Raw genomic sequence first — 23,727 nt, 5'->3', positions numbered from 1 at the left:
AAAGGGCAGCAGTACAACCTTTGCCGCTGCCCGTATCCTTTTACTTCTCGAATTCGCCGCGAGCGTTTTGGCCTGCAGCTTTAACGAAACCTGCGAATAGTGGGTGACCATCGCGAGGCGTCGAGGTGAATTCTGGGTGGAATTGAGCCGCTACAAACCATGGGTGAGCTGGGTTCTCAATCATTTCCACTAGTTTCTTGTCCGCTGATAGGCCAGATACTTTCAGACCCGCTTTTTCGATTTGCGGACGAAGATTGTTGTTTACTTCGTAACGGTGACGGTGACGCTCATGAATTGTCGCGTTGCCGTATAGTTCACGAGCTTTCGTACCTTTCTCTAGGTGACATAGCTGTGAACCAAGACGCATCGTACCACCTAGGTCAGACGTTTCAGTACGTTCTTCAACTTTACCTTCGCCGTCTACCCATTCAGTGATCAAACCTACCACAGGGTACTTAGTGTCTTTGTTAAATTCTGTTGAATGTGCACCTTCCATACCCGCTACGTTACGCGCGTATTCGATAAGTGCTACTTGCATGCCTAGACAGATGCCTAGGTAAGGTACTTTGTTTTCACGAGCGTATTGTGCTGCGCGAATCTTACCTTCGATACCACGGTCACCGAAGCCACCAGGTACTAGGATTGCATCTAGACCTTCAAGCACTTCTACGCCTTTCGTCTCAACATCTTGAGAGTCTACGTATTTAATTGTGACGTTTAGACGGTTTTTCAAGCCTGCGTGTTTAAGTGCTTCGTTTACTGACTTGTAAGCATCTGGTAGTTCGATGTATTTACCGACCATACCGATAGTTACTTCGCCAGTTGGGTTCGCTTCTTCATAGATAACCTGTTCCCATTCAGACAGGTCAGCTTCTGGTGCGTTGATACCAAAGCGAGCACAAACTAGGTCATCTAGACCTTGAGACTTAACAAGTTGAGGGATCTTGTAGATTGAATCTACGTCCTTCATTGAGATTACCGCTTTCTCAGGAACGTTACAGAATAGCGCAATTTTCTTACGCTCGTTCGCTGGGATCATACGATCTGAGCGGCAAACAAGAATATCTGGTTGGATACCGATAGATAGCAGCTCTTTAACAGAGTGCTGAGTTGGCTTAGTTTTCACTTCACCTGCAGCTGCTAGGTAAGGAACTAGCGTTAGGTGCATGAACATTGCGCGTTCACGGCCTAGTTCTACAGCAAGCTGACGGATAGCTTCCATAAATGGTAGTGATTCGATATCACCTACCGTACCACCGACTTCAACGATAGCAACATCATGGCCTTCAGAACCTGCGATTACGCGGTCTTTGATAGCGTTAGTGATGTGAGGGATAACCTGAATGGTTGCACCTAGGTAATCGCCGCGACGTTCTTTACGTAGTACGTCTGCATAAACACGACCAGCAGTGAAGTTGTTACGCTTAGTCATCTTGGTGCGGATGAAACGCTCGTAGTGACCAAGGTCAAGGTCAGTCTCTGCGCCATCTTCCGTAACGAACACTTCACCGTGTTGAGTTGGGCTCATTGTGCCTGGATCAACGTTGATGTAAGGGTCAAGCTTCATCATAGTCACTTTTAGACCACGAGCTTCTAGAATAGCTGCAAGAGATGCTGCTGCAATACCTTTACCTAGAGAGGATACAACCCCGCCAGTAACAAAAATGTAATTTGTCGTCATGTTTAACCTGAAATTGGTTGAATGAGGGAAATGGAGTGCTTCTGGACGGGACGTAAATATACCAGAAGCTCCTAACCGCCACAACGTGAAATCTATCACACCGTAATTTTTTATTTTTTGCTTCAAATCAAAGTCGAGTATTCATGCAATTTCAGCTTTGCTCTTCTCGTTTCACTTCATCCCACATGGAATCGAGTTCATCTAGAGTAAAGTCTGTGAGCTGCTTACCGTGCGCTGCAACTTTAGTTTCCACGCCTTTAAAGCGTTTCGAGAACTTTAAGTTGGCTTTTGCCAGTGCCACTTCAGGGTCTTTCCCTAGGTGACGAGACAGGTTCACAGTAGCAAATAAAAGATCGCCTAATTCAAGTTCGACTTTTTCCTCATCCGGAGTAATTTGAAGCGCTTCTTCCATCACCTCTTCAATTTCTTCCTGCACTTTTCCGACGACAGGGCCAAGCGAGTCCCAATCGAAACCAAATTTCGCGCACTTTTTCTGGATCTTTGTAGCACGCGAAAGCGCAGGTAGAGAGTTTGGTATTGAGTCTAGAATACTTTCTTCAGCTTTGCCTACTTGCGCTTTCTCTTTGGCTTTTTCTGCTTCCCAGTTTGCGTTAATCGCTTCTTCAGAATCGAATTCTACTTCTGAAAAAACATGCGGGTGGCGACGCGTCAGTTTCTCATTGACAGTTTCCACCACATCAGAAAAGTCGAATAGTCCCTGCTCTTTCGCCATTTGGCTGTAGAAAATAACTTGGAACAATAAGTCACCCAACTCTTCTTGCAAGTTCGGCCAATCGCGGTTTTGAATTGCATCCACCACTTCGTAGGTTTCTTCGATAGTGTGCGGAACAATGGTGTCGAAGGTCTGCTTTAAATCCCAAGGGCAACCGCTTTCTGGGTCACGCAACTTCGCCATGATTTGTTCTAACTGTTCAATTGGATGACTCATTTTCTGTTCCTTTAAACCTTTCTATCTAAAGAAAAAGGTGAGCAGCCAAAACCACTCACCTTTGTTATGTGTTGATCAATTCTCTAAATAATTGAAGCTGTAGCTAGGCGGCAAGCGAGCGAGACTCCTGAGCATAGCTTGCCTATGTGATGGAGCGAGTGAGCGTAGGCAACAACGCTATCAGCTTCAAGTATGACGAGAATTTTAGCCTAGGCGTTTAACCGACATTACATCCTTGATCTGCTCAACACGCTTCGAAACGCGTGAGAACACTTCAAGGTTGGTCACTTCAAGGTCAAAGTCCATGATCGACATTTGCGTGCGGTAATCGACGCGGCTCTTCATGCTGGTGACTTTGATTTTCTCGTTCGCAAATAGCGTTGTGATGTCTTTAAGTAGACCGCCGCGCTCCATTGCTTCAACACGAACCGTCAAGATGTAAGAACCGACAAAGCCGCTGCCCCAGACGGTATCGATGATACGTTCTGGTGCGTGATGACGAAGCTCCTCAAGTTGCTCACAGTCACTGCGGTGGACCGAAATTCCGCGGCCTTGGGTGATGTAACCTGCGATTTCATCACCAGGGATAGGCTGACAACAGCGCGCTAGATGCGTCATTAAGTTATCAACGCCTTCCACTACGACCGCATCTTTCTTCGGACGACTCTGTGCTGGCGCGCGACTTTCTGCTTCTTGCAGTTTTTCTAGCGCTTGCTGGTCTTCTTCTTCCGCGGTTGGTTTGTTCACCAATGCGTTGATGTGGTTGATGATCTGGTTGATACGTAAGTCACCACTACCAATACCAACATACAACTCATCAGCACTATTAACGTTAAAGCGTTTCAATGCGTAGTTATCAGCGTCTTTCAGTGTTGCGCCGATTTTCGCCAATTCGTGTTCTAGAATTTCACGACCCGCTTCTAGGTTCTTCTCACGGCTTTGCTTGCGGAACCATGCGTTGATCTTCGCACGCGCTCGGCTTGAAGTCACAAAGCCTAGCGACGGGTTTAACCAGTCTCGCGAAGGGTTTGGTTCTTTCTGGGTGATGATTTCAACCTGATCACCCATTTGCAGTTTATGAGTGAACGGTACGATACGACCCGCTACTTTGGCACCGATACAGCGATGCCCCACTTCTGAGTGAATGTGGTAAGCGAAGTCTAATGGAGTTGCGCCCATCGGTAGGTCGACGACATCACCACGTGGAGTAAAGGCATACACGCGGTCATCAAATACCTGACTACGCAGCTCATCCAACATCTCGCCAGAGTCAGACATCTCTTCTTGCCAATCCAGTAGCTTACGCAGCCACGTGATCTTCTCATCGTAACCGCTGCGGCTGCTTGCGCCTTCTTTGTATTTCCAGTGCGCTGCAACACCTAGCTCCGAGTCTTCGTGCATCTCTTTAGTACGAATCTGGATCTCGATGGTCTTGCCTTCAGGGCCAAGAATTACGGTATGGATGGACTGGTAGCCATTTGGTTTAGGGTTCGCTACGTAATCGTCGAACTCACTTGGTAAGTGTTTGTATTTGGTGTGAACCACACCCAGAGCGGCATAGCAGTCTTGAAGTTTGTCAGCGATGATACGTACCGCACGTACGTCAAACAATTCATCAAACGCCAGACTCTTCTTCTGCATTTTGCGCCAGATACTGTAGATGTGCTTTGGACGACCACTGACTTCTGCGTTGATGCCGCATACGGTCATTTCTTGAGTAAGGTCGTCGACAAAGTCTTTGATGTATTGTTCACGGACAATACGACGCTCAGCCAATTGCTTCGCGATTTGCTTGTAGGTTTCTGGTTGTTGGTAGCGGAAGGCGTAATCTTCGATTTCCCACTTCAACTGACCAATACCAAGGCGGTTTGCCAGAGGCGCATAAATATTTGCACACTCTTTTGCCGCTGCACGACGAACTTCGTCCGGCGCTTTTTTTACTTCAATCAGGTTGCAGATACGTTCTGCCAGCTTGATGACCACGCAGCGGAAATCATCCACCATGGCCAACAACATACGACGAACGTTATCTACTTGAGACGAGGCAGCACCACCATCCATTGTTACATTCAGTTGACCAATTGCCGCCATTTCATCGACGCCATCGATCAGCTTAATGATTTCTTTGCTGTATTTTTCCTCAAGGAGTTCTCTATCAAAAGCACCACTTGAGACCAAAGGGAACAGTTGCGCAGCGACGAGTGTCGCTTTATCCATCGACAAGGTGATCAAGATTTCAATCATCTCTCGTCCACGCCACAACAAAAGCTCCGCCTGCTCGTGGTTCGCCAAAATCGATTGGCAATCACGATACACTTCGGTTAAGCGTTTCGCTGTGTTTTTCTCTTGACCTAGGCTAGCCACCCAGTTTTCAAGTTCAAACTGTTCATCTTGGTTTAAATGCGCGCTTCTTACCGCAACCATCTCATCATCCTAATTATTATATTTGTGTGGTTTGACTAACACCATCCAGGTTAGTTCTTGTGCCAAGCTTTAAGCGTTGGCTTATTGACCACCCACCACGTGTAAGTGATCAACAAAGTCCCAATTATCAGGACTTTTCAAACAGTGCCATCGATTCTAGATGGCTGGTATGAGGGAACATGTCCAGCATACCTAATTTGGTTAATTGGTAGCCTTGCTCCAGCAAGCTCTGACTATCCCTTGCAAGGGTAGCAGGATTACACGAAACATAAACTACACGCTGTGCGCCAAGCGCAGAAACTTGATCGATGATCCCACTCGCGCCAGCGCGTGCCGGATCAAGCAGCACTTTGTCGAATTGTTCAGCCGCCCAAACTTGCCCTTCAAAATCTTGCTCAAGGTTAGCGTGATAAAATTGCGCGTTATTGATTTGGTTCAAAGATGCATTATTTGCCGCCTTTTCCACCATTTCTGCCACACCTTCTACGCCAACCACGTGTTTTGCACGTTTTGCGATAGGTAAACTAAAGTTACCCAAGCCACAGAACAAATCTAACACTCGTTCGTCACTTTGTGGGTCTAACCACTCTACTGCCTGAGCGACCATTTTCTGGTTTACCGCTTGGTTCACTTGAATAAAGTTATTTGGCGTAAATGGCACGGTGACACCCGCTTCTTGATAGAAAGGCACCTCACCTTCAATCAAATCAAGCTGATCGGTTTCTGGCATCAAGTAGAGCGATGCATCGTGACGCTTCGCCAATTCCACCAACGAGTTGGTTTCTTTTTCAGTCAGTTTGCTTAGATGACGCAATGTGATGCATGGACCGTTGTCGCCTAGCACCAACTCTACGTGACCAAGTTGCTCTGGCTTCTTAAACGCTTTTAACGTCGAGTAGATTTCTGGCAATAGCACATTTAACTCAGGTGCGAGCACTGGACAATCCGTCACTTGCGCGATTTGCTTACTCTGTTTCTTGCGGAAACCAAAGTGCAACTGACGAGTCTTTTTATCTACGAACAAGCTCACACGAGCACGGCGACGATAGCCAAGAGACTCTCCCAATACAGGCGCATCCAACTCGATATCACTGCCGGCAAATTTTCTCATCAACTGACGAAGCGTTTGCTGCTTGTGCGTCAATTGTTGGTCATAGTTCAGGTGCTGCAGGTCACAGCCACCGCATTCATGGTAGTGCGGACAAAATGACTCCACGCGAGCGTCACTCGGTTTAAGGATTTTAATCAACTTACCACGAGCGAACTTGCTCTTTTCTTCCACCAATTGGGTTACCACTTCCTCACCCGGTAGCGCACCATCAATAAACAATGGTTTCTTCTTAAGGTAAGCAATGCCTGCGCCGTGGTGATCCAAACGCTCTACTTGTACCGCTTGGTGACGGGTATTCAGTTGCGTTTTCTTTTTAGGTTGAAAGATACGTGCCATGCTCTGTGCCTGATTTGTGTCTAATTGCTCTACTGCTTCACTATTCTTGATTGCAGCCGTTGTGTGATTCGAGTGACTTGATTATGCTTACCGTTTATCCGGTGACGTCACTTCTTTGCTCAAGGCTTTATCGTGCGCTTGAGAAATAATGCGTTATTTTCCCATATCCAGACTCCGATGTAATTAGATAACATGACCAGATATGGCTTAAGAGCACGTGTAATTACACTAACTCTCGCTCCCACTCTCATTATTGGTTTATTACTGAGCGGCTTTTTCTCATTTAACCGCTACCAAGACCTCGAGAAACAAGTTATCACCACAGGCAATAGCATTATCGAACCGCTTGCGATTGCCAGTGAAACTCACCTACTTTCCGAAAGTCGCGAAGCCGTTCGTCGCCTTATCAGTTACGCCCACCGCAAAAACTCGAAACTGGTTCGTAGTATCGCGGTGTTCGATGAAAATCATGAGCTTTTCGTCACTTCTAACTTCCACCCCAATTTTGAAGCTCTGATGTTCCCGAAGGATAAGCCTATCCCTCAATTAGGCAATTCGGAAATCTTCGATAACTCGCTTATTCTGCGCGTGCCGATTCTATCTGAAGGTCACTATCTTTCGGAGCTCTCAAATGAGAATCAGGGCACAAAAGCCATCGGCTACATCGCAGTGGAAATGGATCTTTCGTCACTTCGATTGCAGCAATACCAAGAAGTGTTCTCTGCGTTCTTGGTGTTGATCCTCGGTCTTGGTCTCGCGAGTGTGTTCGCTTCTCGTCTAATGCATGACGTTACTCAGCCGATCACGCACATGAAGAACGTGGTTGACCGCATTCGTCGCGGCCACCTTGATGTGCGTATCGAAGGCAAAATGCACGGTGAGTTGGACCAACTGAAAAACGGTATCAACGCCATGGCGGTCTCGCTGTCGGAATACCACGTTGAGATGCAGCACAGTATAGACCAAGCGACATCAGACTTACGTGAGACTCTGGAACAGCTAGAGATTCAGAACGTGGAGTTAGACATCGCGAAGAAGCGTGCCCAAGAAGCAGCACGTGTGAAGTCAGAATTCTTAGCGAATATGTCTCACGAACTTCGTACTCCATTGAATGGCGTGATTGGCTTTACCCGCCAAATGCTGAAAACACAGCTTTCGAATAGCCAAACGGATTACTTGCAGACTATTGAGAAGTCCGCAAACAACCTACTGAACATCATCAACGACATCCTCGACTTCTCGAAACTGGAAGCCGGTAAGCTGGCACTGGAAAACATTCCGTTTGAATTCCGCGAGAGCTTAGAAGAAGTAATCAACCTACAAGCTACCAGCGCGCACGAGAAAGGTTTAGAAATCACCTTGAAAGTGGATCCGAAGATCCCGCAAGGCTTGGTGGGTGACCCACTTCGTATCCAACAAATCCTCACTAACTTGGTCGGCAACTCCATCAAGTTTACTGAGCGCGGTAACATCGACATCAGCGTTGAGATGCGCTCACAATCTGGTGATTCGGTCGAACTGCAATTCATGGTGCGCGATACTGGTATTGGTATCTCCGAACGTCAGCAAGCGCAGTTGTTCCAAGCGTTTAGCCAAGCAGATGCAAGTATTTCACGTCGCTATGGTGGTACCGGTCTTGGTCTGGTTATCACTCAAAAACTGGTAAGCCAGATGGGCGGTGAAATCAGCCTAACCAGTCGCCTACACCAAGGTTCTACCTTCTGGTTTACGGTTCGCTTGCACTCGACTGAAATGCCAATGAGCGATCTGATTGAAGTCGAACTACTAACTGGTAAGCAATTGCTGTTGGTTGAACCAAACATGCAAGCGGCGTCAGTGACACAGCAGATCCTAAGCCAAGAAGGCATTCTGGTGACCTACCGCTCTTCGTTGCCAGAAAACGACGAGAACTACGATTACGTCTTGTTGAACTTGGCTGCCAACCAAACCTACGACGAACAATCGGTAGCAGCTTGGATTGAACAAGCCAAACGCATGGCGCCGAGTGTGATCATGGGTACACCAAGTACCGAATTGGCCCTGGCAGATCAAGTGATGAACGATCATCAGATCCAATGTCTGACCAAGCCATTATCACGCCGTAAGCTTTTACAAAGCCTGATCACGGACCATGTTGAAACACCACAAGCGGTAATTGCTCCAATTGATCCAGTGGTGAATGAACGCTTACCACTTACGGTGCTTGCGGTTGATGATAACCCTGCCAACTTGAAATTGATCTCTGCGCTACTAAAAGAGCGTGTAGAAACGGTAACAGCGTGCAGCAATGGTCAGCAAGCGGTGAATCTCGCGACTGAGAAGAAATACGATCTCATCTTTATGGACATTCAAATGCCATTGATGGACGGCGTGACCGCTTGCCAGCACATTAAAGAGCTAGAGCTGAACAAAGACACCCCAGTGATTGCGGTAACCGCGCATGCCATGGCGGGCGAACGTGACCGACTACTGGCAGCGGGTATGGATGACTACCTAACCAAGCCAATTGAAGAACATGTACTGCAACAGGTTTTGGTTCATTGGAACCCAAATACTTGTACTGAAAGTGTCGACAAAATCGCGCCTTCTTATGTCGAGCCTGTTGTGGAGACTGCGCCACCAGCACCAGAAAAACCACAGCAAGATGTCATCATCGACTGGCAAGCAGCGTTAAAGCAGAGTGCCAACAAAGAAGACCTAGCCAAAGACATGCTGCGCATGCTGATTGATTTTATTCCTGAGGTGGAAGAAGTGGTCGATCAAGCATTAGAGCAAGAAGACTTCTCGCGTGATGACCTTATCCATGTGGTGCATAAACTTCACGGCAGCAGCTCTTACTGCGGTGTGCCAAGATTGAAGTCATTGTGTGCAACCTTGGAACAAGCGCTGCGCTCAGGGGCTAGCATTGAAGACATCGAGCCAGAAATGTTTGAACTGCAAGATGAGATGATAAAGGTTACTAGCACCGCGAAACTCTATCTTGAGCAGTAGAGAATGACAGCATAAATCAGAGTAATAAAAAAGCCAGAGCATCGACTCTGGCTTTTTCGTATTCGGTTATTAATCCGTAATCAGGCTAAGTTAGGATTCAAAAATCACCGTCGCAACGGCGTAATGACGTTCATCCGAAATGGACAGATGAACATGATTGACGCCCATCGACTCAGCGATTTGCTTCGCCACACCGGATAAGGTCAGTACTGGTTTACCAAACTCATCATTCGAAACCGTAAAATCATGAAAGGTCACGCCTTTTGCGATGCCAGTTCCTAACGCTTTTGAGGCCGCCTCTTTTACTGCGAAACGCTTCGCAAGGTAACGCCCTTTTTGCTTCAATTCAGCAAACTTTATCATTTCATCATGCGACAAAATGCGCTTTGCGAATGGTTCACCAGTACGACCGAGCGCTTTTTCAATGCGCTCAATCTCTGCGATGTCAGTGCCTAATCCTAAAATTGCCATGCTTTAATCTGATTACTTACGAGCCGCAACCATAATGGCTTTCATTTCTGCCACAGATTTTTCTAGACCATCGAAAACGGCACGACCAATGATCGAGTGACCGATGTTTAGCTCGTAGATTTCTGGCAGTGCTGCGATTGGTGCAACGTTGTGGTAAGTCAGACCGTGACCTGCGTTTACGATGATACCTAGGTCATCAGCGTAGCTAGCGCCAGCTGCGATCTTCTTCAGTTCATCTTGCTGATCTTCTTCTGTTGTCGCGTCTGCGTAGTGACCAGTGTGAAGCTCAATATAAGGAGCGCCACAAGCTTTTGCCGCATCGATCTGTTGACGGTCAGCATCGATGAACAAAGATACTTTGATGCCCGCTTCAGTTAGCTTTTGCGTTGCCGCTTTCACTTTCTCAAGTTGACCGACAACGTCCAGACCACCTTCTGTTGTCAACTCTTCACGTTTTTCAGGAACCAGACAAACGAACTCAGGCTTAGTTTGTAGCGCAATCTCAACCATCTCGTCCGTTACTGCCATTTCAAGGTTCATACGAGTTTGAATGGTTTCACGTAGGATGCGAACGTCACGATCTAGAATGTGGCGACGGTCTTCACGTAGGTGGATGGTAATACCGTCAGCACCTGCACGCTCTGCGATCTCAGCAGCATGAACTGGATCTGGGTATTTAGTACCACGTGCATTACGTAGAGTGGCAATATGGTCGATATTAACGCCTAAGTAGATTGAGCTCATTTTCCGTTACTCCGTGCTCGATATGTCTGAATGAATAATTCGCGACTTTTTAAAGGTTTGCCGCCAAGATACGGCTTTAATGCCATACGTGTAAAGCGTTTCGCCGCTTTTAATTGCTCTTTAGTGACGAATCGCCGCTCACTAATCGCAATCAATTCATTACCTAAAAATGTCAGGTTGTCGCGCCTTACTGAAGCTATGAATCCCTTTTGTTCACGATAACGGTAAGTCATCTCAGGATCGACAGGCTCCCCCGTCCCGGCACAATGTAAGAAATCGACGCCATAGCCCATTGAAGACAGCAGGGCCAATTCAAAACGACGCAAGCCCGGTTCAGGGTTATCACTCTGAGCCAATTCCGTTAGTGCATGCAGATAATCATGAAACAGGGCTGGCATCGGCACTTCCGCCATTAACACGCGCCCGACTAATTCATTTACGTACATTGCGGAGTAAAGGTTTATCCCGAACAACGGCAAGCCTAAACTGATTGGCTCTGCCTGACGTAAGGTTTTCATCGAACCTTTTCCGGACCATTTCAGCAATAGCGGTGTGAAGGGCTGCAATGCCCCTTTTAGATTGGAGCGTTTGCTGCGCGCACCTTTCGCCATCAACGTGATACGACCATACTCCTCGCTGAATACATCAAGGATTAAGCTCGATTCACTGTAAGGGCGTCGGTGCAATACAAAGCAGCGCTGGAAGCCTTCTGAAGACTGGTTGCTCATTTCAATCAGTGTGCCTAAGTCGGTAATAAAAAATAAGGAGCCAAGTGGCTCCTTATTTTAATCGATATTATATTTTAGTCGATGTTGGAACGAAGTGTCTTCGTTACCAAACGTACAAGCAACCAAACTTATAGGTCGTCGATGTAACCTAGTGAGCGCAGCGCACGTTCGTCGTCTGCCCAACCAGATTTCACTTTTACCCAAGTCTCTAGGTAAACCTTACGACCGAATAGTTCTTCCATATCTAGGCGCGCTTCACGACCAATTGTCTTGATCTTCTCGCCGCCTTTACCAATCACCATTTTCTTCTGACCATTACGTTCAACAAGAATCAGGGCGTTGATATGGAAACCGTCCGTTTCTGGGTTGTAATCAAAACGCTCAATCTCAACCGTTACTGAATATGGCAGCTCTTCACCAGTAAAACGCATCAGCTTTTCACGCACGATTTCAGACGCCATGAAACGCTGAGAACGGTCTGTTACGTATTCTTCTGGGAAGTGATGCGTTGCTTCTGGCAAGTGATCGCGAACGTGCTTGCGTAGTACGTCGATGTTCTTACCTTGCTTTGCAGAGATTGGCACAACATCAACGAAGTCCATCTTCTTAGACATGTCGGCCATGTGCATCATCACTTCGTTACGATCTTGCACGTTGTCTACTTTGTTCACACAAAGTACAACTGGGAAGTTCGACTTTTGAAGCTTAGTCAGCACCATCTCGTCGTCTTTTGTCCAATGTGTACCGTCGACCAAGAAGAATACTAGGTTCACATCACTTAGAGATGAGTTTGCTGCACGGTTCATCAAGCGGTTAATCGCGCGCTTCTCTTCAATGTGAAGTCCTGGCGTATCTACGTAGATCGCTTGGTAATCGCCGTCTGTGTCCACACCCATGATGCGGTGACGAGTCGTTTGCGGCTTACGAGATGTAATCGAAATCTTCTGACCAAGAATTTTGTTTAGAAGCGTCGATTTACCAACGTTTGGGCGACCAACAATCGCAATAAAGCCACAGTGCTGGTTTTCTGGTGAACTTACTTCACCATTGGATGCAAAAAATGCATCGATATCGAATTCGTTATCAGCCATTTGTTAATTGCTCAAGTGCTGTTTCAGCAGCCGCTTGTTCTGCCTTGCGGCGGCTGGTGCCTTTACCAATGACAGGCTTATCCACACCTGCTACGTCACACTCAACCGTGAACTCTTGGTTGTGCGCTTCACCTTTAATATTAGTCACTGTGTAGACAGGCAGTGGTTTTCTTCTGCCTTGCAGGAACTCTTGTAGGCGAGTTTTTGGATCTTTTTGTGATACGCCTGGCTTGATGGCTTCAAGACGCGAGTTGTACCAACTCAGTACAATACCGCGCACGGCTTCAATATCACTATCAAGGTAAATCGCACCAATAATGGCTTCTACCGCATCGGCTAGAATAGAGTCTCGGCGGAATCCGCCACTCTTCAATTCACCTGGACCTAATTTTAAATAATCTCCTAGATCGAATTCACGACCCAGTTCCGCCAATGTGTGCCCACGTACCAAAGTAGCGCGCATACGGCTCATGTCACCTTCGTTCACTTTCGGGAAACGATGGTACAGATCATCAGCGATGACAAAACTTAAAATTGAATCGCCCAGAAACTCAAGACGTTCATTATGCTTGCTGTTGGCGCTGCGGTGAGTCAGCGCCAAGTTGATAAGCCCAGCGTCCTTAAATTGGTAGCCGAGCTTTCTCTCTAGTTTATCAATTGGAGAATTCATACTCTCTCGATATGTAATGGTTAGTGAATACCACCGACGCGGTTAAAACGCACACCAGTTGGAATCCATGAAGGTAGAACGCTGTCCGCGCCACGATCAAACTCGAAGCTGATCCAGATCGCGACAGCTTTACCGACTAAGTTTGCTTCTGGAACAAAGCCCCAGTAACGGCTATCAGCACTGTTATCACGGTTATCACCCATAACAAAGTACTGACCTTGTGGTACAACCCATTCGTTAACTCCTGGACGTGGCTGATAGTTCTGCACACGGTCACGAGCAAGCGGGTTCACCAAAACTTGGTGTTCAACTTCACCCAGTTTTTCATTCATCTGAATCAGAGGAATGCCATTTTGGATGAATTGGCTCTCTTCAACATTGCTCAATTTGACTGGCTTACAAGATGATTCACCTTTCGATTGAATACATACCTGTTTGTCCGCAGAGTAACGCACGGTATCACCAGGCAAACCAACCACACGTTTAATGTAGTCAATGTTTGGCTGTGGTGGGTATTTGAATACCACGATGTCGCCACGCTCAGGCTTGCCAGTTTCCACTAGCTGCGTGCGCCATACTGGGTCTTTCAAGCCGTATGCGTATTTCTCAACCAAAATGAAGTCACCCACTAGTAGGGTTGGCATCATTGAGCCTGAAGGGATTTGGAACGGTTCATAGATAAAAGAACGTAATACCAGAACGAATGCAATCACTGGAAAGATAGAGACGCTGTTCTCTACCCACCAAGGTTGGCTTTCTACTTTTTGTAGCGTCACCGCATCCAGACCATTTGCTGTTTGCGCTTGGATCTCCGCTACCTTTGCTTGACGTTTTTTCGCAAACACCAGCTTTTCTAGTAGCCAAACTACGCCAGTTACCAAAGTCACGATAACTAGAATCAGTGAGAATGTATTCGCCATTAAATTCCCTTATCTAAAAATACGAAAGTGAAAGAGCCGAAACCCTTTCACTTATTTTACTATCTAACGTCTTATGACAGACAAGAGTACGAGATAGTTCAACTCTAGTCTTTACCAACGTGAAGAATTGCTAGGAACGCTTCTTGAGGCAGCTCTACGTTACCGATCTGCTTCATACGTTTCTTACCTTCTTTCTGTTTCTTCAGAAGTTTCTTCTTACGGCTTACGTCACCACCGTAACATTTCGCGATTACGTTCTTACGTAGCTGTTTCACGGTAGAACGCGCGATGATGTGGTTACCGATGGCCGCTTGGATCGCAATGTCGAACATCTGACGAGGGATGAATTCTTTCATCTTCTCTACAAGCTGACGACCACGAGTCTGAGACTGGTCTTTGTGCGTAATCAACGCTAGCGCATCCACTTTGTCGCCGTTCAGTAGCACGTCTACGCGTACCATGTTCGATGCTTCAAAGCGTTGGAAGTTGTAATCCAGAGACGCATAACCACGTGATGTAGACTTCAGACGGTCAAAGAAATCCAGTACTACTTCTGCCATTGGAATATCGTAAGTAACGGCTACTTGGTTACCGTGGTAAACCATATCTACCTGAGTACCACGTTTCTCAACACATAGTGTGATTACGTTACCTAGGTAATCCGCAGGTACTAGGATGTTACAGCGCGCGATAGGCTCACGGATCTCTTCGATGTCGTTAACCGCTGGCAGTTTTGCCGGGCTATCAACATACAGAGTCTCGCCGTTTGTTTGCTCAACTTCGTAAACTACGGTTGGTGCCGTTGTAATCAGGTCTAGGTCGTATTCACGTTCTAGACGCTCTTGGATGATTTCCATGTGCAACATGCCAAGGAAACCACAACGGAAACCAAAGCCTAGTGCTGCAGAGTTTTCTGGCTCGTAGAATAGCGATGCGTCGTTAAGGCTCAGTTTACCTAGTGCGTCACGGAAGTTTTCGTAATCATCAGAAGATACTGGGAACAGACCCGCGTATACCTGAGGTTTTACTTTCTTAAAGCCTGGCAGTGGCTTCTCGCTGCCGTTTTTCGCTAGTGTCAGCGTATCACCTACTGGTGCACCTAGGATGTCTTTGATACCACAAACTACCCAGCCTACTTCGCCAGTACGCAGAACATCAGTGTCCACTTGCTTAGGCGTGAAGATACCTAGACGGTCTACACCCCAAGTTTGGCCTGTGCTCATTACTTTGATTTTGTCGTTTTTCTTCAGTGAGCCGTTTTTAATACGAACCAAAGAAACAACGCCAAGGTAGTTATCGAACCATGAGTCGATGATCAGCGCTTGAAGTGGCGCGTCTGGATCACCTTCTGGTGCTGGAATTGCTGATACGATGTTTTCTAGAACGTCATCTACACCGATACCTGTCTTTGCAGAACAGCGAGTAGCTTCCATTGCATCAATACCAACGATTTCTTCAATTTCTTCCGCTACACGCTCAGGATCGGCTGCTGGTAGGTCAATCTTGTTCAGGATTGGCACAACCTCTAGATCCATTTCGATCGCGGTGTAACAGTTAGCTAGCGTTTGAGCCTCTACACCCTGACCTGCGTCAACCACCAGTAGCGCACCTTCACAAGCGGCTAGAGAACGTGATACTTCGTACGCAAAGTCAACGTGTCCCGGAGTATCGATGAAGTTCAACTGGTACGTTTCGCCGTCTTTAGCGGTGTAGTTCAGCGTCACACTCTGAGATTTGATGGTGATACCACGCTCACGTTCAAGATCCATAGAATCCAGAACCTGTGCGGCCATTTCACGATCGCTTAATCCACCACAAACTTGGATTAGACGGTCAGATAGGGTCGACTTACCATGGTCGATGTGGGCGATAATCGAAAAGTTACGAATGTGCTTCATAGATTTAGGGTGACTAACTCTTTACAAATAGGGACAGTAAGAAAGCCGTCAGTTGACGGCATTTCAATCAAGTTGGCAGATTCTACCCAATTTCGTTAACGGGCGCACCTTATTTAAAGTTTAGAACTTATTGAATAGGTTCACCGAGAACTCGAATGAGGGTGACTTGACGTTTGGACTCATCTTCTAGCGGGCGTGACACACGTTTTGCGAGCCACATACCACCAGCGGCAAACAATACCGAAGCGAGGATGGTAATACCCTCACCGCCAGCCGTTAAAGGCGCAAGCAGGAAGTTGCCAATCACGGCACCGAGAATCAAACCAAATAAAGGAAGAAGGTAGACCGCCATGGCTGATTTGATCAGGCTTGCTTCAGGGAAGCCAATTTCCACCACCTGGCCTACTTTGACGGACTTTGGGGTACGCAAATGCCACGACAGCGTTTTGTTACCGAAGGCTTTGGTAACCACGCCAGTGCCGCAGCTTTTTTGCGATGAACAGCTGCTGCAACTGGTCTGTTGCTCGCAGCTGAGATCGACATCATATTGCTGACCGTGACGATGAACACCCGTCACAGTAGCCAATGCAGTCATCATTGCACTTCACTCTTTGTTACATTAAAAGTGACCGATTGTGCGATGCGCTGAGCCGTTGTTGGTGGGATATCACCTACAACAGAGATTTCGTGGTTGCCGTTAATAAAGCTATGTAGAGTGCGACGACCTTGACGAACCAGCTGACCTTTCAGCGAATGCTCATCTTTGTTCGCCACATACACAGAGAAACTAAACAGCCCATCTGAGTACAATTGGCTTTCTACCATTTGGTCGGTCACCGCCATACGGTAGCGATTCAGTTCATTTGGTTGGAAACCTTCTGGTATCCAACCCACAGTCCAATCGCTGGTGCCGATATCGCCTTTCGGCATAGTCAAAACACCAGGTAACTGAACCTCTTCCAAACCACTCATCAGCTCGCCAATTTTAGGGTTCACTGAGTAAGAGATAGTTCGGTACTGTTCAAGCATTTCACCATCGCGATCGACAAGATCAGCACGCAGTGGCAACTTACTCTTCTCATCAATCCACAACACGTAAGAGTAACGCAGGCCATCTTTTGGCACGATACGTAGCACTTGTGTTGGTACACCTGCTTCACGGGCACGACCTACTTTTACGTAGTCGTAGTACAAGTTTAGCTCGTCAATGTTCGCGTTCAGCATTGGCATGATTGGAGCAACCATTTTACCCGATTCGATGGTAAACGGCTCCGCGCCAGTTTCGATGTAGCTTACTTCAGTGCCGCGACGAATAACCTCACGCACAGGACCGCTCAGATACACAAGATGTGCGTACTGGTCTTTGTCGTGAGTCGCATGACGATACAGCAAAGGTTCAATGCTGTTCTTTTTGATAAGGATATAAGAGAGTTCGTAGCTTAAATTCTTGCTCGCCTCGCTCATTTGATGCAATAAAGCCTCCGCTGGCTTATCACCAGCAAAGGCTTGCGAAGACATCAGACTGAACAGAGCGCAAGCGCTGATCAGAAATTTTTTCATTCAATATCCGGAGTCAGATGTGCATCTTGCTGAGACGCATCACTGTTAATTCTTAGCTGCAGTTCGTAGTCACGAAGCATAGCATGAACGCGTTTGCGTTGCTCTTGCATATTTGCTTCACCAACCGAACGCTCTACGGATTCACGCGTCAAGCTTACTGGTTCAGCACTGCCAGCGAATGGCACGGTTTGAAGCACAGGAAGTTGATCGGCTTGTGGCGACATTGGGTCACTACCACCGTATTGTTGCACACCTAAAATCACAACGAGTGACACACACGCAGCGACTGCAACTTGACCAAACTGGGTCAACCAAGCTGGCAATTGGCGTTTCGCTTTTTGTGGCTCTGGTTGCGACTCTTTTGGCGCGTCGTTAATTGAAATCACGTTTGCACTGCGCGAATCGATAGCACGATGCACAGGCTCGTCTTCTAACGCTAACGCTACGCTTTCAGCAATATTCCACTCAGGCTTTGCTGGCGCTTCGCCTCGCATCACATCACCAATCAGGTGATAGTTCTGCCAAGCATCACGGCTCTCTTGGTCTTGCTCTAATTCTTGAATTAAAGCCTTATCGACCAATTCTCCATCCATGAGAGCTGAAAGTTTTTCTTTGTCAGCCATTGTTTTCACCATAGTTATCACTTGTACTAGCGCTGCAAAAGAGGTTTGATTTTCTTTTCCACCGCCTCACGAGCACGGAAGATACGTGATCGTACCGTTCCCACCGGGCAATCCATTACTTCAGCAATTTCCTCATAGCTTAAGCCGTCAAGCTCACGCAGAGTCATTGCCGTTTTCAAATCTTCAGGTAAGGCTTCGATTGCGCTGAACACTACCCGTTGCAATTCTTTGGACAACGTTAAGTTCTCAGGGTTCGAAATTTCTTTCAGTGCATTACCTGTTTCGTAAAATTCAGCATCTTCAGCATCAACATCCGTCGCAGGCGGTCTACGACCCTGAGCAACGATATGATTCTTCGCAGTATTCACCGCAATGCGATACAGCCAAGTGTAAAACGCACTCTCCCCGCGAAAGCTAGGGATAGCTCGGTAAGCCTTGATAAACGCTTCTTGTGCTACATCTGGAACATCGCCAGGATTACTTACGTATCTGGAAATAAGATTACATACCTTGTTCTGATACTTTGTTACCAGCAGGTTGAATGCTTGCTTATCTCCATTCTGAACTCGCTCAATCAATACTTGATCGGTCAGCTGCTCGTTCATTCGAGCGGATACTCCTATTTGTTATGCCCCTACTCTTCTCAGATATGGGTACTAATTATGCAAAACGTAGTATTGACACCACTGCTTACTTGAGCACTATTGTGACTCCGACGTGAATGAGAAAGTTCCATAGTTTCTCAAATTTTTTGTCATTGTTTTTTCACAGTGTGATGTCACTAGCCAAATCCCTCGCCACGTCTGAATTACGTCTCGTTTTGACAAGCGAGCATAGTGTTGGGGAAATGGGTATAATGGATGATCTCTGTCCCAGATTGTGCTGGGTAGAGCCTAGAAAAGCAATGGCATTGACAAACTATTACTTTTTGTTGGCACGGCTAATGGCTATCTGAACAACGCGTTTAAAATAAAACTCAGGAAGCATTCGCATGTCATCGACATGCAAAAATAAGAGTGGCACAAGTCACCAGAGTTGCGGTGATTTAGATACCTCCCAACTTAGCCCTTAGCGACGGATGTCGCGTTAATGGATGCACATGGTGTGCAAAATATACACAAGGTAGCCTTGTTACCTTAGCTTGGGATTGTAAAAGTAATATGAACACAAATCGTGAACATGAATGTGATGTGTTAGTGGTAGGGAGTGGCGCCGCGGGCTTGTCGTTGGCTTTGCGTGTTGCAAACCACTGTAAGGTGATGGTTCTAAGTAAAGGACCACGTAGCGAAGGCGCGACGTTTTACGCGCAAGGTGGTATTGCTGCGGTATTTGATGAATCGGACACCATTGAGTCTCACGTTGAAGATACGCAAATTGCCGGGGATGGAATCTGTGATGAAGAGACGGTTAAATTCATCGCGGAAAACTCAAAAGAGTGCGTGCAATGGTTGATTGATGGCGGCGTGCCATTTGACCGTGAAGACGATGATTCTGACGACGAACCACGTTATCACCTAACTCGCGAAGGCGGACACAGCCGTCGCCGTATTTTGCACGCAGCCGATGCAACTGGTATGGCAATGCAAACTTCTCTTCAAGACAACGCACACAGCCACCCAAACATTCATGTTCTTGAACGTCACAATGCTCTGGATTTGATCACCGAAGATAAAATTGGCGGCGACAAAAACAAGATCATTGGCGCTTATATTTGGAACCGCAACGAAGAGCAAGTTGAAACTGTTCGTGCAAAATTTGTTGTTCTCGCAACGGGCGGCGCTTCCAAAGTTTACCAATACACGTCTAACCCAGACGTCTCATCTGGTGATGGTATTGCAATCGCGTGGCGCGCAGGTTGTCGCGTTGCGAACATGGAATTCAACCAATTTCACCCGACCTGTCTGTTCCATCCAGAAGCGCGCAACTTCTTACTAACAGAAGCATTGCGTGGTGAGGGGGCGTATTTACGTCGTCCTGATGGCTCACGATTTATGCCAGATTTTGATGAGCGTAAAGAGCTTGCTCCACGCGATGTCGTGGCTCGCGCTATCGACTTCGAGATGAAGCGCTTAGGTGCTGATTGCATGTATCTCGACATCAGCCATAAGCCAGCTGATTTCATTACCAAGCATTTCCCAACCATCTACTCTCGTTTGATGGATTTGGGTATCGACATGACTAAAGAGCCAATCCCAATCGTACCTGCGGCGCACTATACATGCGGCGGCGTCATGGTCGATCAAAACGGTCATACCGATCTGAAGAACCTCTACGCGATTGGTGAAGTGAGCTACACAGGCTTGCACGGCGCGAACCGTATGGCATCGAACTCGCTACTTGAGTGTGTGGTTTACGCATGGTCGGCAGCCAAAGATATTCTTAAACATCACAACGAAGTAGAACTAGCACCGCAGGTTCCATGTTGGGATGAAAGCCAAGTGACCAACAGTGATGAAGAAGTGATCATCCAACACAACTGGCATGAGCTGCGCCTATTTATGTGGGATTACATGGGTATCGTTCGTACCGATAAACGTCTTGAACGCGCACTGCGCCGTATCCAGATGCTGCAACAAGAGACGCATGAGTACTACAGCCATTTCCGCGTATCAAACAACTTGCTAGAGTTGCGTAACCTGCTGCAAGTCGCAGAGTTGATGGTGCGTTGTGCGATGCAGCGTAAGGAGAGCCGTGGTCTGCACTACACCTTGGATTATCCAAACCAGCTAGAAAACAGCGGCCCAACGATTCTTACACCAAACAAATAGCTCTGACACTAAAAAGTAACCGTCAGATACAAGATCAAATGGGAGCTTCGGCTCCCATTTTCCATTGTCGTAATATCAAACACAGTTGACGATATTCCACATCTTCACAACTGTCTCGCCAAATCGTGACTTTCTCACCCGACACTAATTCAAACGTGACTTTGAACGCCGCCGCCGACACATCAACACTCGATATTGTCGAAGTTTGTTTGTCATTGCGTACTGTGCCATCACGATGCAAATACCAACCGCCGCAGGCTGAAGGCACGACAAAGCCACCTTGCATGTGGCAACGGATAATCAGTAGTAACAGATAAGTTGATAAGACGAGTGGGATATCAGAGCAGATAACCGCCCAAACGCAACCTAGGAGAAGAAGTTGGTTGGCAATTTGGGCGTATAGAGAAGTGTTAACCTTAAGATTAACGAACCTTGCTGAGGTTGTGTGCGACAATTTTATCGACCATCGAAGCGTGACCTAGATTTTCGCTACGACCGTGGCCCATCACCCAAGTAAACAGATCGGGATCATCGCATTCTAGTAGTGAGACGAAATCACGCTGCTCTTGCTCATTTAGTGCATCAAAGCACTCTTCAAAAAACGGCATAATCACCACGTCAAGCTCAAGCATGCCACGACGACAAGCCCATTTAATACGCGCCTTTTCTTCCGCAGTGTACATTCAGTATTCCTTCATAGATGTCTTGTTCTTAGTGCGGAGTGTAACAAGGGATGTGCAACGTCACTAGTGTGCGGGTCACAATATGTAGCCAAGTCGCTGCAAATCCTGAACGCATTTAATAAACAAACGTTCAGCAAAGCCAAACACCTTAAAATTGAGTGGATATATTGAGTGCTGACAAATGCCGATTCTGCATTTAACATAGCTGAAAAATATCTTCAAAAGGCATTGTAATCATGGAATGGCAAACTCGCTTTTCACCGCTGAACCTATCGACACAAGACGCACTACCTGAGCTGTCTATCTCGCTATTGGATAACCTGGGCATGATCACCATGGTTGGAGACGACAAAAAGTCGTACCTACACGGTCAAGTTACCTGCGATGTGGTTTCTCTTGAGAAAGACCAATCAATGTTGGGTGCCCATTGTGATGCGAAAGGTAAAGTGTGGAGTGTCTTCCGCCTATTCCACCATAACGATGGCTATGCAATGGTTCAGCCGAAATCTGCGATTGAAGTGGAACTAAAAGAAATCAAAAAGTACGCGGTGTTCTCGAAAGTGACCATCGAAGAGTCTAGCGACGTTGTGCTGGGTGTTGCTGGTGAGAATGCAGATGCGTTCATCTCAACACTAAATGCTGATTCTGGCGACGTGCGTGCAGTTGAAGGAGGCACTGCAGTCAAAGTGGCTTCAAACCGCTGGTTGCTTGCGCTTACAGCAGAAGCAGCACAATCGTTAGTGGAAGATAGCCAAGCAACACTAACAACCCATGAGCTTTGGACCCGTTTCGATATTGAAGCAGCACTACCATACGTGGCAGCAGACGCGCAAAACGAGCACATTCCACAAGCACTAAACGTACAAGCGCTTGGGGGCATCAGCTTTACGAAAGGCTGCTACACAGGTCAAGAAACCGTAGCGCGCGCGAAATACCGCGGCACCAACAAACGTGCAATGTACATTGTTAAAGGTGCAACCGCTGAAGCCTTAGGTGAAGGTGTGATCGAACTGGAACGTAGTGTCGGTGAAAACTGGCGTTCAGTAGGCGCCTTGCTCACACATTACCAATTCAGCGACAACCAAGCGATGGGGCTCATTGTATTGCCAAACAACCTAGACGATGACACTCGTCTGCGCTTGGTTGCTCAACCTGAGTGTGAATGGGAAATCGCACCACTGCCGTACAGCCTTGACAATGAGTAATACCATTCATACCCCTTTGATGCAGTTTTTGGCGGACCAGAACATCGAGTTTCGCCTTCTTCCTCATCAAAGACCTGCAACAACCATTGAGGATGCCGCGCAACAACGCGGCATTCGCCCTTCTCAAATGGTCAAAGCGATTCTTTTGCGCGATATGGGGAACCAATATGCGCTTGCTTGTACACCAGGTGATCGTAGCGTTGATCCAAAGAAGGTGCGCGCATTACTGCAGTGCCGTCGCATGACGTGTGTTGATCAAGCGGACGTAGAAGCGATTACCGGATACAAGATTGGTACTGTCACACCACTCCTCCTAAAGCGCTACATGCCGATCATATTTGATCCAAGTTTGCTTGAAGAAAAAGAAATCACCATTAGCAGCGGAGATCGTATGGCTGGCTTAGCGCTATCCATCGATGATCTAATCCAATTATGCCAACCAACCATGGCTGATATCTGTCGCTAACATGTAATCAAGCGCAGGATTCTCACTCCTGCGTGATCTCACTCATATCTCTCCGATTACACCTGAGAATTTTTAATCATTTTTAAAACATAAATAGTCACAAATGAAAAACTCGTATATGCTGAATTCGTTGGTTAAGTTTTCAACAACGACTCAGCCAACGTAAAGTGAATCTGCTGACTTGTATGACAGCGTTCATTAAGTCAGTCGTCCACTTTTGTGTAATGCATCTGTGACTATTCGCCCGCCGAAGCGGGCTTTTTTTTGCGTGGAACTTTTTCCCTTTTCCTTCCTCTAACTCAATGAAAGCAATGCATTTGAGGTTTCAACCTCGTCAAAACGAACAAAATGCAACCCATTGAGTAAAAACATTTAGCAAACAATCATTTTCCTTCTATTCTTATTTCT

Annotated in this window: 21 protein-coding genes; 4 read left to right on the top strand and 17 right to left on the bottom strand. The window is 46.9% G+C overall.

The annotated features are described in order from the left end of the window. Positions 1 to 40: 40 nt before the first annotated feature. The 4 genes from ACLIIY_RS01115 to rlmD form a co-directional block, all read right to left on the bottom strand. Positions 41 to 1,681, bottom strand: a complete 1,641-nt coding sequence (locus ACLIIY_RS01115) for a CTP synthase (protein ID WP_009707596.1) — start codon at positions 1,679 to 1,681, stop codon at positions 41 to 43. Positions 1,682 to 1,832: 151 nt separating this feature from the next. Beyond that, the gene (mazG, locus tag ACLIIY_RS01110; RefSeq protein ID WP_041058534.1) at positions 1,833 to 2,630 is read right to left on the bottom strand and encodes a nucleoside triphosphate pyrophosphohydrolase; all 798 of its coding nucleotides are present in this window, start codon (positions 2,628 to 2,630) and stop codon (positions 1,833 to 1,835) included. A gap of 204 nt (positions 2,631 to 2,834) precedes the next feature. Further along, on the bottom strand, positions 2,835 to 5,054 hold the full coding sequence (relA, locus tag ACLIIY_RS01105; RefSeq protein ID WP_005436441.1) for a GTP diphosphokinase: 2,220 nt from the start codon (positions 5,052 to 5,054) through the stop codon (positions 2,835 to 2,837). Positions 5,055 to 5,181: 127 nt separating this feature from the next. Continuing rightward, positions 5,182 to 6,501, bottom strand: coding sequence for a 23S rRNA (uracil(1939)-C(5))-methyltransferase RlmD (rlmD, locus tag ACLIIY_RS01100; RefSeq protein ID WP_434528011.1), 1,320 nt, complete (start codon positions 6,499 to 6,501; stop codon positions 5,182 to 5,184). Positions 6,502 to 6,693: 192 nt separating this feature from the next. Between rlmD and barA the strand changes: the two genes are divergently transcribed. Continuing rightward, a complete protein-coding gene (barA, locus tag ACLIIY_RS01095) occupies positions 6,694 to 9,492 on the top strand; it encodes a two-component sensor histidine kinase BarA (protein ID WP_334423316.1) in 2,799 nt (932 codons plus the stop codon). Between the two features lie 90 nt (positions 9,493 to 9,582). On the opposite strand, the gene acpS is transcribed toward barA, so the two are convergent. The 11 genes from acpS to rpoE all read right to left on the bottom strand — a co-directional run bounded on the left by acpS (position 9,583) and on the right by rpoE (position 18,802). Continuing rightward, positions 9,583 to 9,963 (bottom strand): holo-ACP synthase, encoded by a 381-nt coding sequence (acpS, locus tag ACLIIY_RS01090; protein ID WP_039987176.1) that lies wholly within the window; start codon positions 9,961 to 9,963, stop codon positions 9,583 to 9,585. 12 nt (positions 9,964 to 9,975) lie between these two features. Next, the gene (pdxJ, locus tag ACLIIY_RS01085; protein ID WP_005426507.1) at positions 9,976 to 10,707 is read right to left on the bottom strand and encodes a pyridoxine 5'-phosphate synthase; all 732 of its coding nucleotides are present in this window, start codon (positions 10,705 to 10,707) and stop codon (positions 9,976 to 9,978) included. Further along, complete coding sequence (recO, locus tag ACLIIY_RS01080; RefSeq protein WP_005426504.1) at positions 10,704 to 11,435, bottom strand: DNA repair protein RecO; 732 nt, start codon at positions 11,433 to 11,435, stop codon at positions 10,704 to 10,706. The genes pdxJ and recO overlap by 4 nt, the downstream gene beginning before the upstream one ends. 128 nt (positions 11,436 to 11,563) lie before the next feature. Then, complete coding sequence (gene era, locus ACLIIY_RS01075) at positions 11,564 to 12,526, bottom strand: GTPase Era (protein WP_005436447.1); 963 nt, start codon at positions 12,524 to 12,526, stop codon at positions 11,564 to 11,566. Further along, positions 12,519 to 13,196 (bottom strand): ribonuclease III, encoded by a 678-nt coding sequence (rnc, locus tag ACLIIY_RS01070; protein ID WP_005436448.1) that lies wholly within the window; start codon positions 13,194 to 13,196, stop codon positions 12,519 to 12,521. The genes era and rnc overlap by 8 nt, the downstream gene beginning before the upstream one ends. A 20-nt stretch (positions 13,197 to 13,216) precedes the next feature. Next, a complete protein-coding gene (lepB, locus tag ACLIIY_RS01065) occupies positions 13,217 to 14,116 on the bottom strand; it encodes a signal peptidase I (protein WP_005436449.1) in 900 nt (299 codons plus the stop codon). Positions 14,117 to 14,220: 104 nt separating this feature from the next. Further along, positions 14,221 to 16,014, bottom strand: coding sequence for a translation elongation factor 4 (gene lepA / locus ACLIIY_RS01060; RefSeq protein WP_005436452.1), 1,794 nt, complete (start codon positions 16,012 to 16,014; stop codon positions 14,221 to 14,223). 127 nt (positions 16,015 to 16,141) lie between these two features. Then, a complete protein-coding gene (locus tag ACLIIY_RS01055) occupies positions 16,142 to 16,612 on the bottom strand; it encodes a SoxR reducing system RseC family protein (protein WP_434528010.1) in 471 nt (156 codons plus the stop codon). After that, entirely contained in the window at positions 16,609 to 17,574 is a 966-nt protein-coding gene (gene rseB, locus ACLIIY_RS01050; RefSeq protein ID WP_009707602.1) for a sigma-E factor regulatory protein RseB, read from the bottom strand. The genes ACLIIY_RS01055 and rseB overlap by 4 nt, the downstream gene beginning before the upstream one ends. Beyond that, complete coding sequence (locus ACLIIY_RS01045; RefSeq protein WP_005449785.1) at positions 17,571 to 18,197, bottom strand: sigma-E factor negative regulatory protein; 627 nt, start codon at positions 18,195 to 18,197, stop codon at positions 17,571 to 17,573. Before ACLIIY_RS01045 ends, rseB begins: the two co-directional genes overlap by 4 nt. A 26-nt stretch (positions 18,198 to 18,223) precedes the next feature. Further along, a complete protein-coding gene (gene rpoE, locus ACLIIY_RS01040; protein WP_005436461.1) occupies positions 18,224 to 18,802 on the bottom strand; it encodes an RNA polymerase sigma factor RpoE in 579 nt (192 codons plus the stop codon). A 555-nt stretch (positions 18,803 to 19,357) separates the two neighbouring features. On the opposite strand from rpoE, the gene nadB reads away from it, so the two are divergent. Continuing rightward, a complete protein-coding gene (nadB, locus tag ACLIIY_RS01035) occupies positions 19,358 to 20,965 on the top strand; it encodes an L-aspartate oxidase (RefSeq protein WP_009707603.1) in 1,608 nt (535 codons plus the stop codon). Between the two features lie 34 nt (positions 20,966 to 20,999). On the opposite strand, the gene ACLIIY_RS01030 is transcribed toward nadB, so the two are convergent. Both ACLIIY_RS01030 and ACLIIY_RS01025 read right to left on the bottom strand, forming a co-directional pair. Continuing rightward, positions 21,000 to 21,419, bottom strand: a complete 420-nt coding sequence (locus tag ACLIIY_RS01030) for a protein YgfX (protein ID WP_434528009.1) — start codon at positions 21,417 to 21,419, stop codon at positions 21,000 to 21,002. Beyond that, positions 21,388 to 21,648: a succinate dehydrogenase assembly factor 2 gene (locus ACLIIY_RS01025; protein ID WP_005429937.1), complete on the bottom strand. Its 261-nt coding sequence runs from the start codon at positions 21,646 to 21,648 to the stop codon at positions 21,388 to 21,390. The genes ACLIIY_RS01030 and ACLIIY_RS01025 overlap by 32 nt, the downstream gene beginning before the upstream one ends. 236 nt (positions 21,649 to 21,884) lie before the next feature. On the opposite strand from ACLIIY_RS01025, the gene ygfZ reads away from it, so the two are divergent. After that, positions 21,885 to 22,853 (top strand): tRNA-modifying protein YgfZ, encoded by a 969-nt coding sequence (gene ygfZ, locus ACLIIY_RS01020; RefSeq protein WP_434528008.1) that lies wholly within the window; start codon positions 21,885 to 21,887, stop codon positions 22,851 to 22,853. Further along, positions 22,846 to 23,319, top strand: coding sequence for an aminoacyl-tRNA deacylase (locus tag ACLIIY_RS01015; protein WP_434528007.1), 474 nt, complete (start codon positions 22,846 to 22,848; stop codon positions 23,317 to 23,319). The genes ygfZ and ACLIIY_RS01015 overlap by 8 nt, the downstream gene beginning before the upstream one ends. The last annotated feature ends 408 nt before the right edge of the window (positions 23,320 to 23,727 follow it).

Origin of the sequence: Vibrio sp. K4 (assembly GCF_051122595.1) — a bacterium.
Classification (GTDB): Bacteria; Pseudomonadota; Gammaproteobacteria; order Enterobacterales; family Vibrionaceae; genus Vibrio; species Vibrio owensii.
This window is presented reverse-complemented; position numbering and strand designations above follow the sequence as displayed.

Excerpts from the sequence above, each read along its gene's own strand:
- nadB (WP_009707603.1), top strand. The coding sequence starts at position 19,358 with ATGAACACAAATCGTGAACATGAATGTGATGTGTTAGTGGTAGGGAGT.
- ACLIIY_RS01115 (WP_009707596.1), bottom strand. The coding sequence starts at position 1,681 with ATGACGACAAATTACATTTTTGTTACTGGCGGGGTTGTATCCTCTCTA.
- ACLIIY_RS01055 (WP_434528010.1), bottom strand. The coding sequence starts at position 16,612 with ATGATGACTGCATTGGCTACTGTGACGGGTGTTCATCGTCACGGTCAG.
- rlmD (WP_434528011.1), bottom strand. The coding sequence starts at position 6,501 with ATGGCACGTATCTTTCAACCTAAAAAGAAAACGCAACTGAATACCCGT.
- barA (WP_334423316.1), top strand. The coding sequence starts at position 6,694 with ATGACCAGATATGGCTTAAGAGCACGTGTAATTACACTAACTCTCGCT.
- ygfZ (WP_434528008.1), top strand. The coding sequence starts at position 21,885 with ATGGAATGGCAAACTCGCTTTTCACCGCTGAACCTATCGACACAAGAC.
- recO (WP_005426504.1), bottom strand. The coding sequence starts at position 11,435 with ATGAGCAACCAGTCTTCAGAAGGCTTCCAGCGCTGCTTTGTATTGCAC.
- ACLIIY_RS01045 (WP_005449785.1), bottom strand. The coding sequence starts at position 18,197 with ATGGCTGACAAAGAAAAACTTTCAGCTCTCATGGATGGAGAATTGGTC.
- lepA (WP_005436452.1), bottom strand. The coding sequence starts at position 16,014 with ATGAAGCACATTCGTAACTTTTCGATTATCGCCCACATCGACCATGGT.
- acpS (WP_039987176.1), bottom strand. The coding sequence starts at position 9,963 with ATGGCAATTTTAGGATTAGGCACTGACATCGCAGAGATTGAGCGCATT.
- rseB (WP_009707602.1), bottom strand. The coding sequence starts at position 17,574 with ATGAAAAAATTTCTGATCAGCGCTTGCGCTCTGTTCAGTCTGATGTCT.
- ACLIIY_RS01025 (WP_005429937.1), bottom strand. The coding sequence starts at position 21,648 with ATGTACACTGCGGAAGAAAAGGCGCGTATTAAATGGGCTTGTCGTCGT.
- ACLIIY_RS01015 (WP_434528007.1), top strand. The coding sequence starts at position 22,846 with ATGAGTAATACCATTCATACCCCTTTGATGCAGTTTTTGGCGGACCAG.
- mazG (WP_041058534.1), bottom strand. The coding sequence starts at position 2,630 with ATGAGTCATCCAATTGAACAGTTAGAACAAATCATGGCGAAGTTGCGT.
- relA (WP_005436441.1), bottom strand. The coding sequence starts at position 5,054 with ATGGTTGCGGTAAGAAGCGCGCATTTAAACCAAGATGAACAGTTTGAA.
- lepB (WP_005436449.1), bottom strand. The coding sequence starts at position 14,116 with ATGGCGAATACATTCTCACTGATTCTAGTTATCGTGACTTTGGTAACT.
- rnc (WP_005436448.1), bottom strand. The coding sequence starts at position 13,196 with ATGAATTCTCCAATTGATAAACTAGAGAGAAAGCTCGGCTACCAATTT.
- pdxJ (WP_005426507.1), bottom strand. The coding sequence starts at position 10,707 with ATGAGCTCAATCTACTTAGGCGTTAATATCGACCATATTGCCACTCTA.
- rpoE (WP_005436461.1), bottom strand. The coding sequence starts at position 18,802 with ATGAACGAGCAGCTGACCGATCAAGTATTGATTGAGCGAGTTCAGAAT.
- era (WP_005436447.1), bottom strand. The coding sequence starts at position 12,526 with ATGGCTGATAACGAATTCGATATCGATGCATTTTTTGCATCCAATGGT.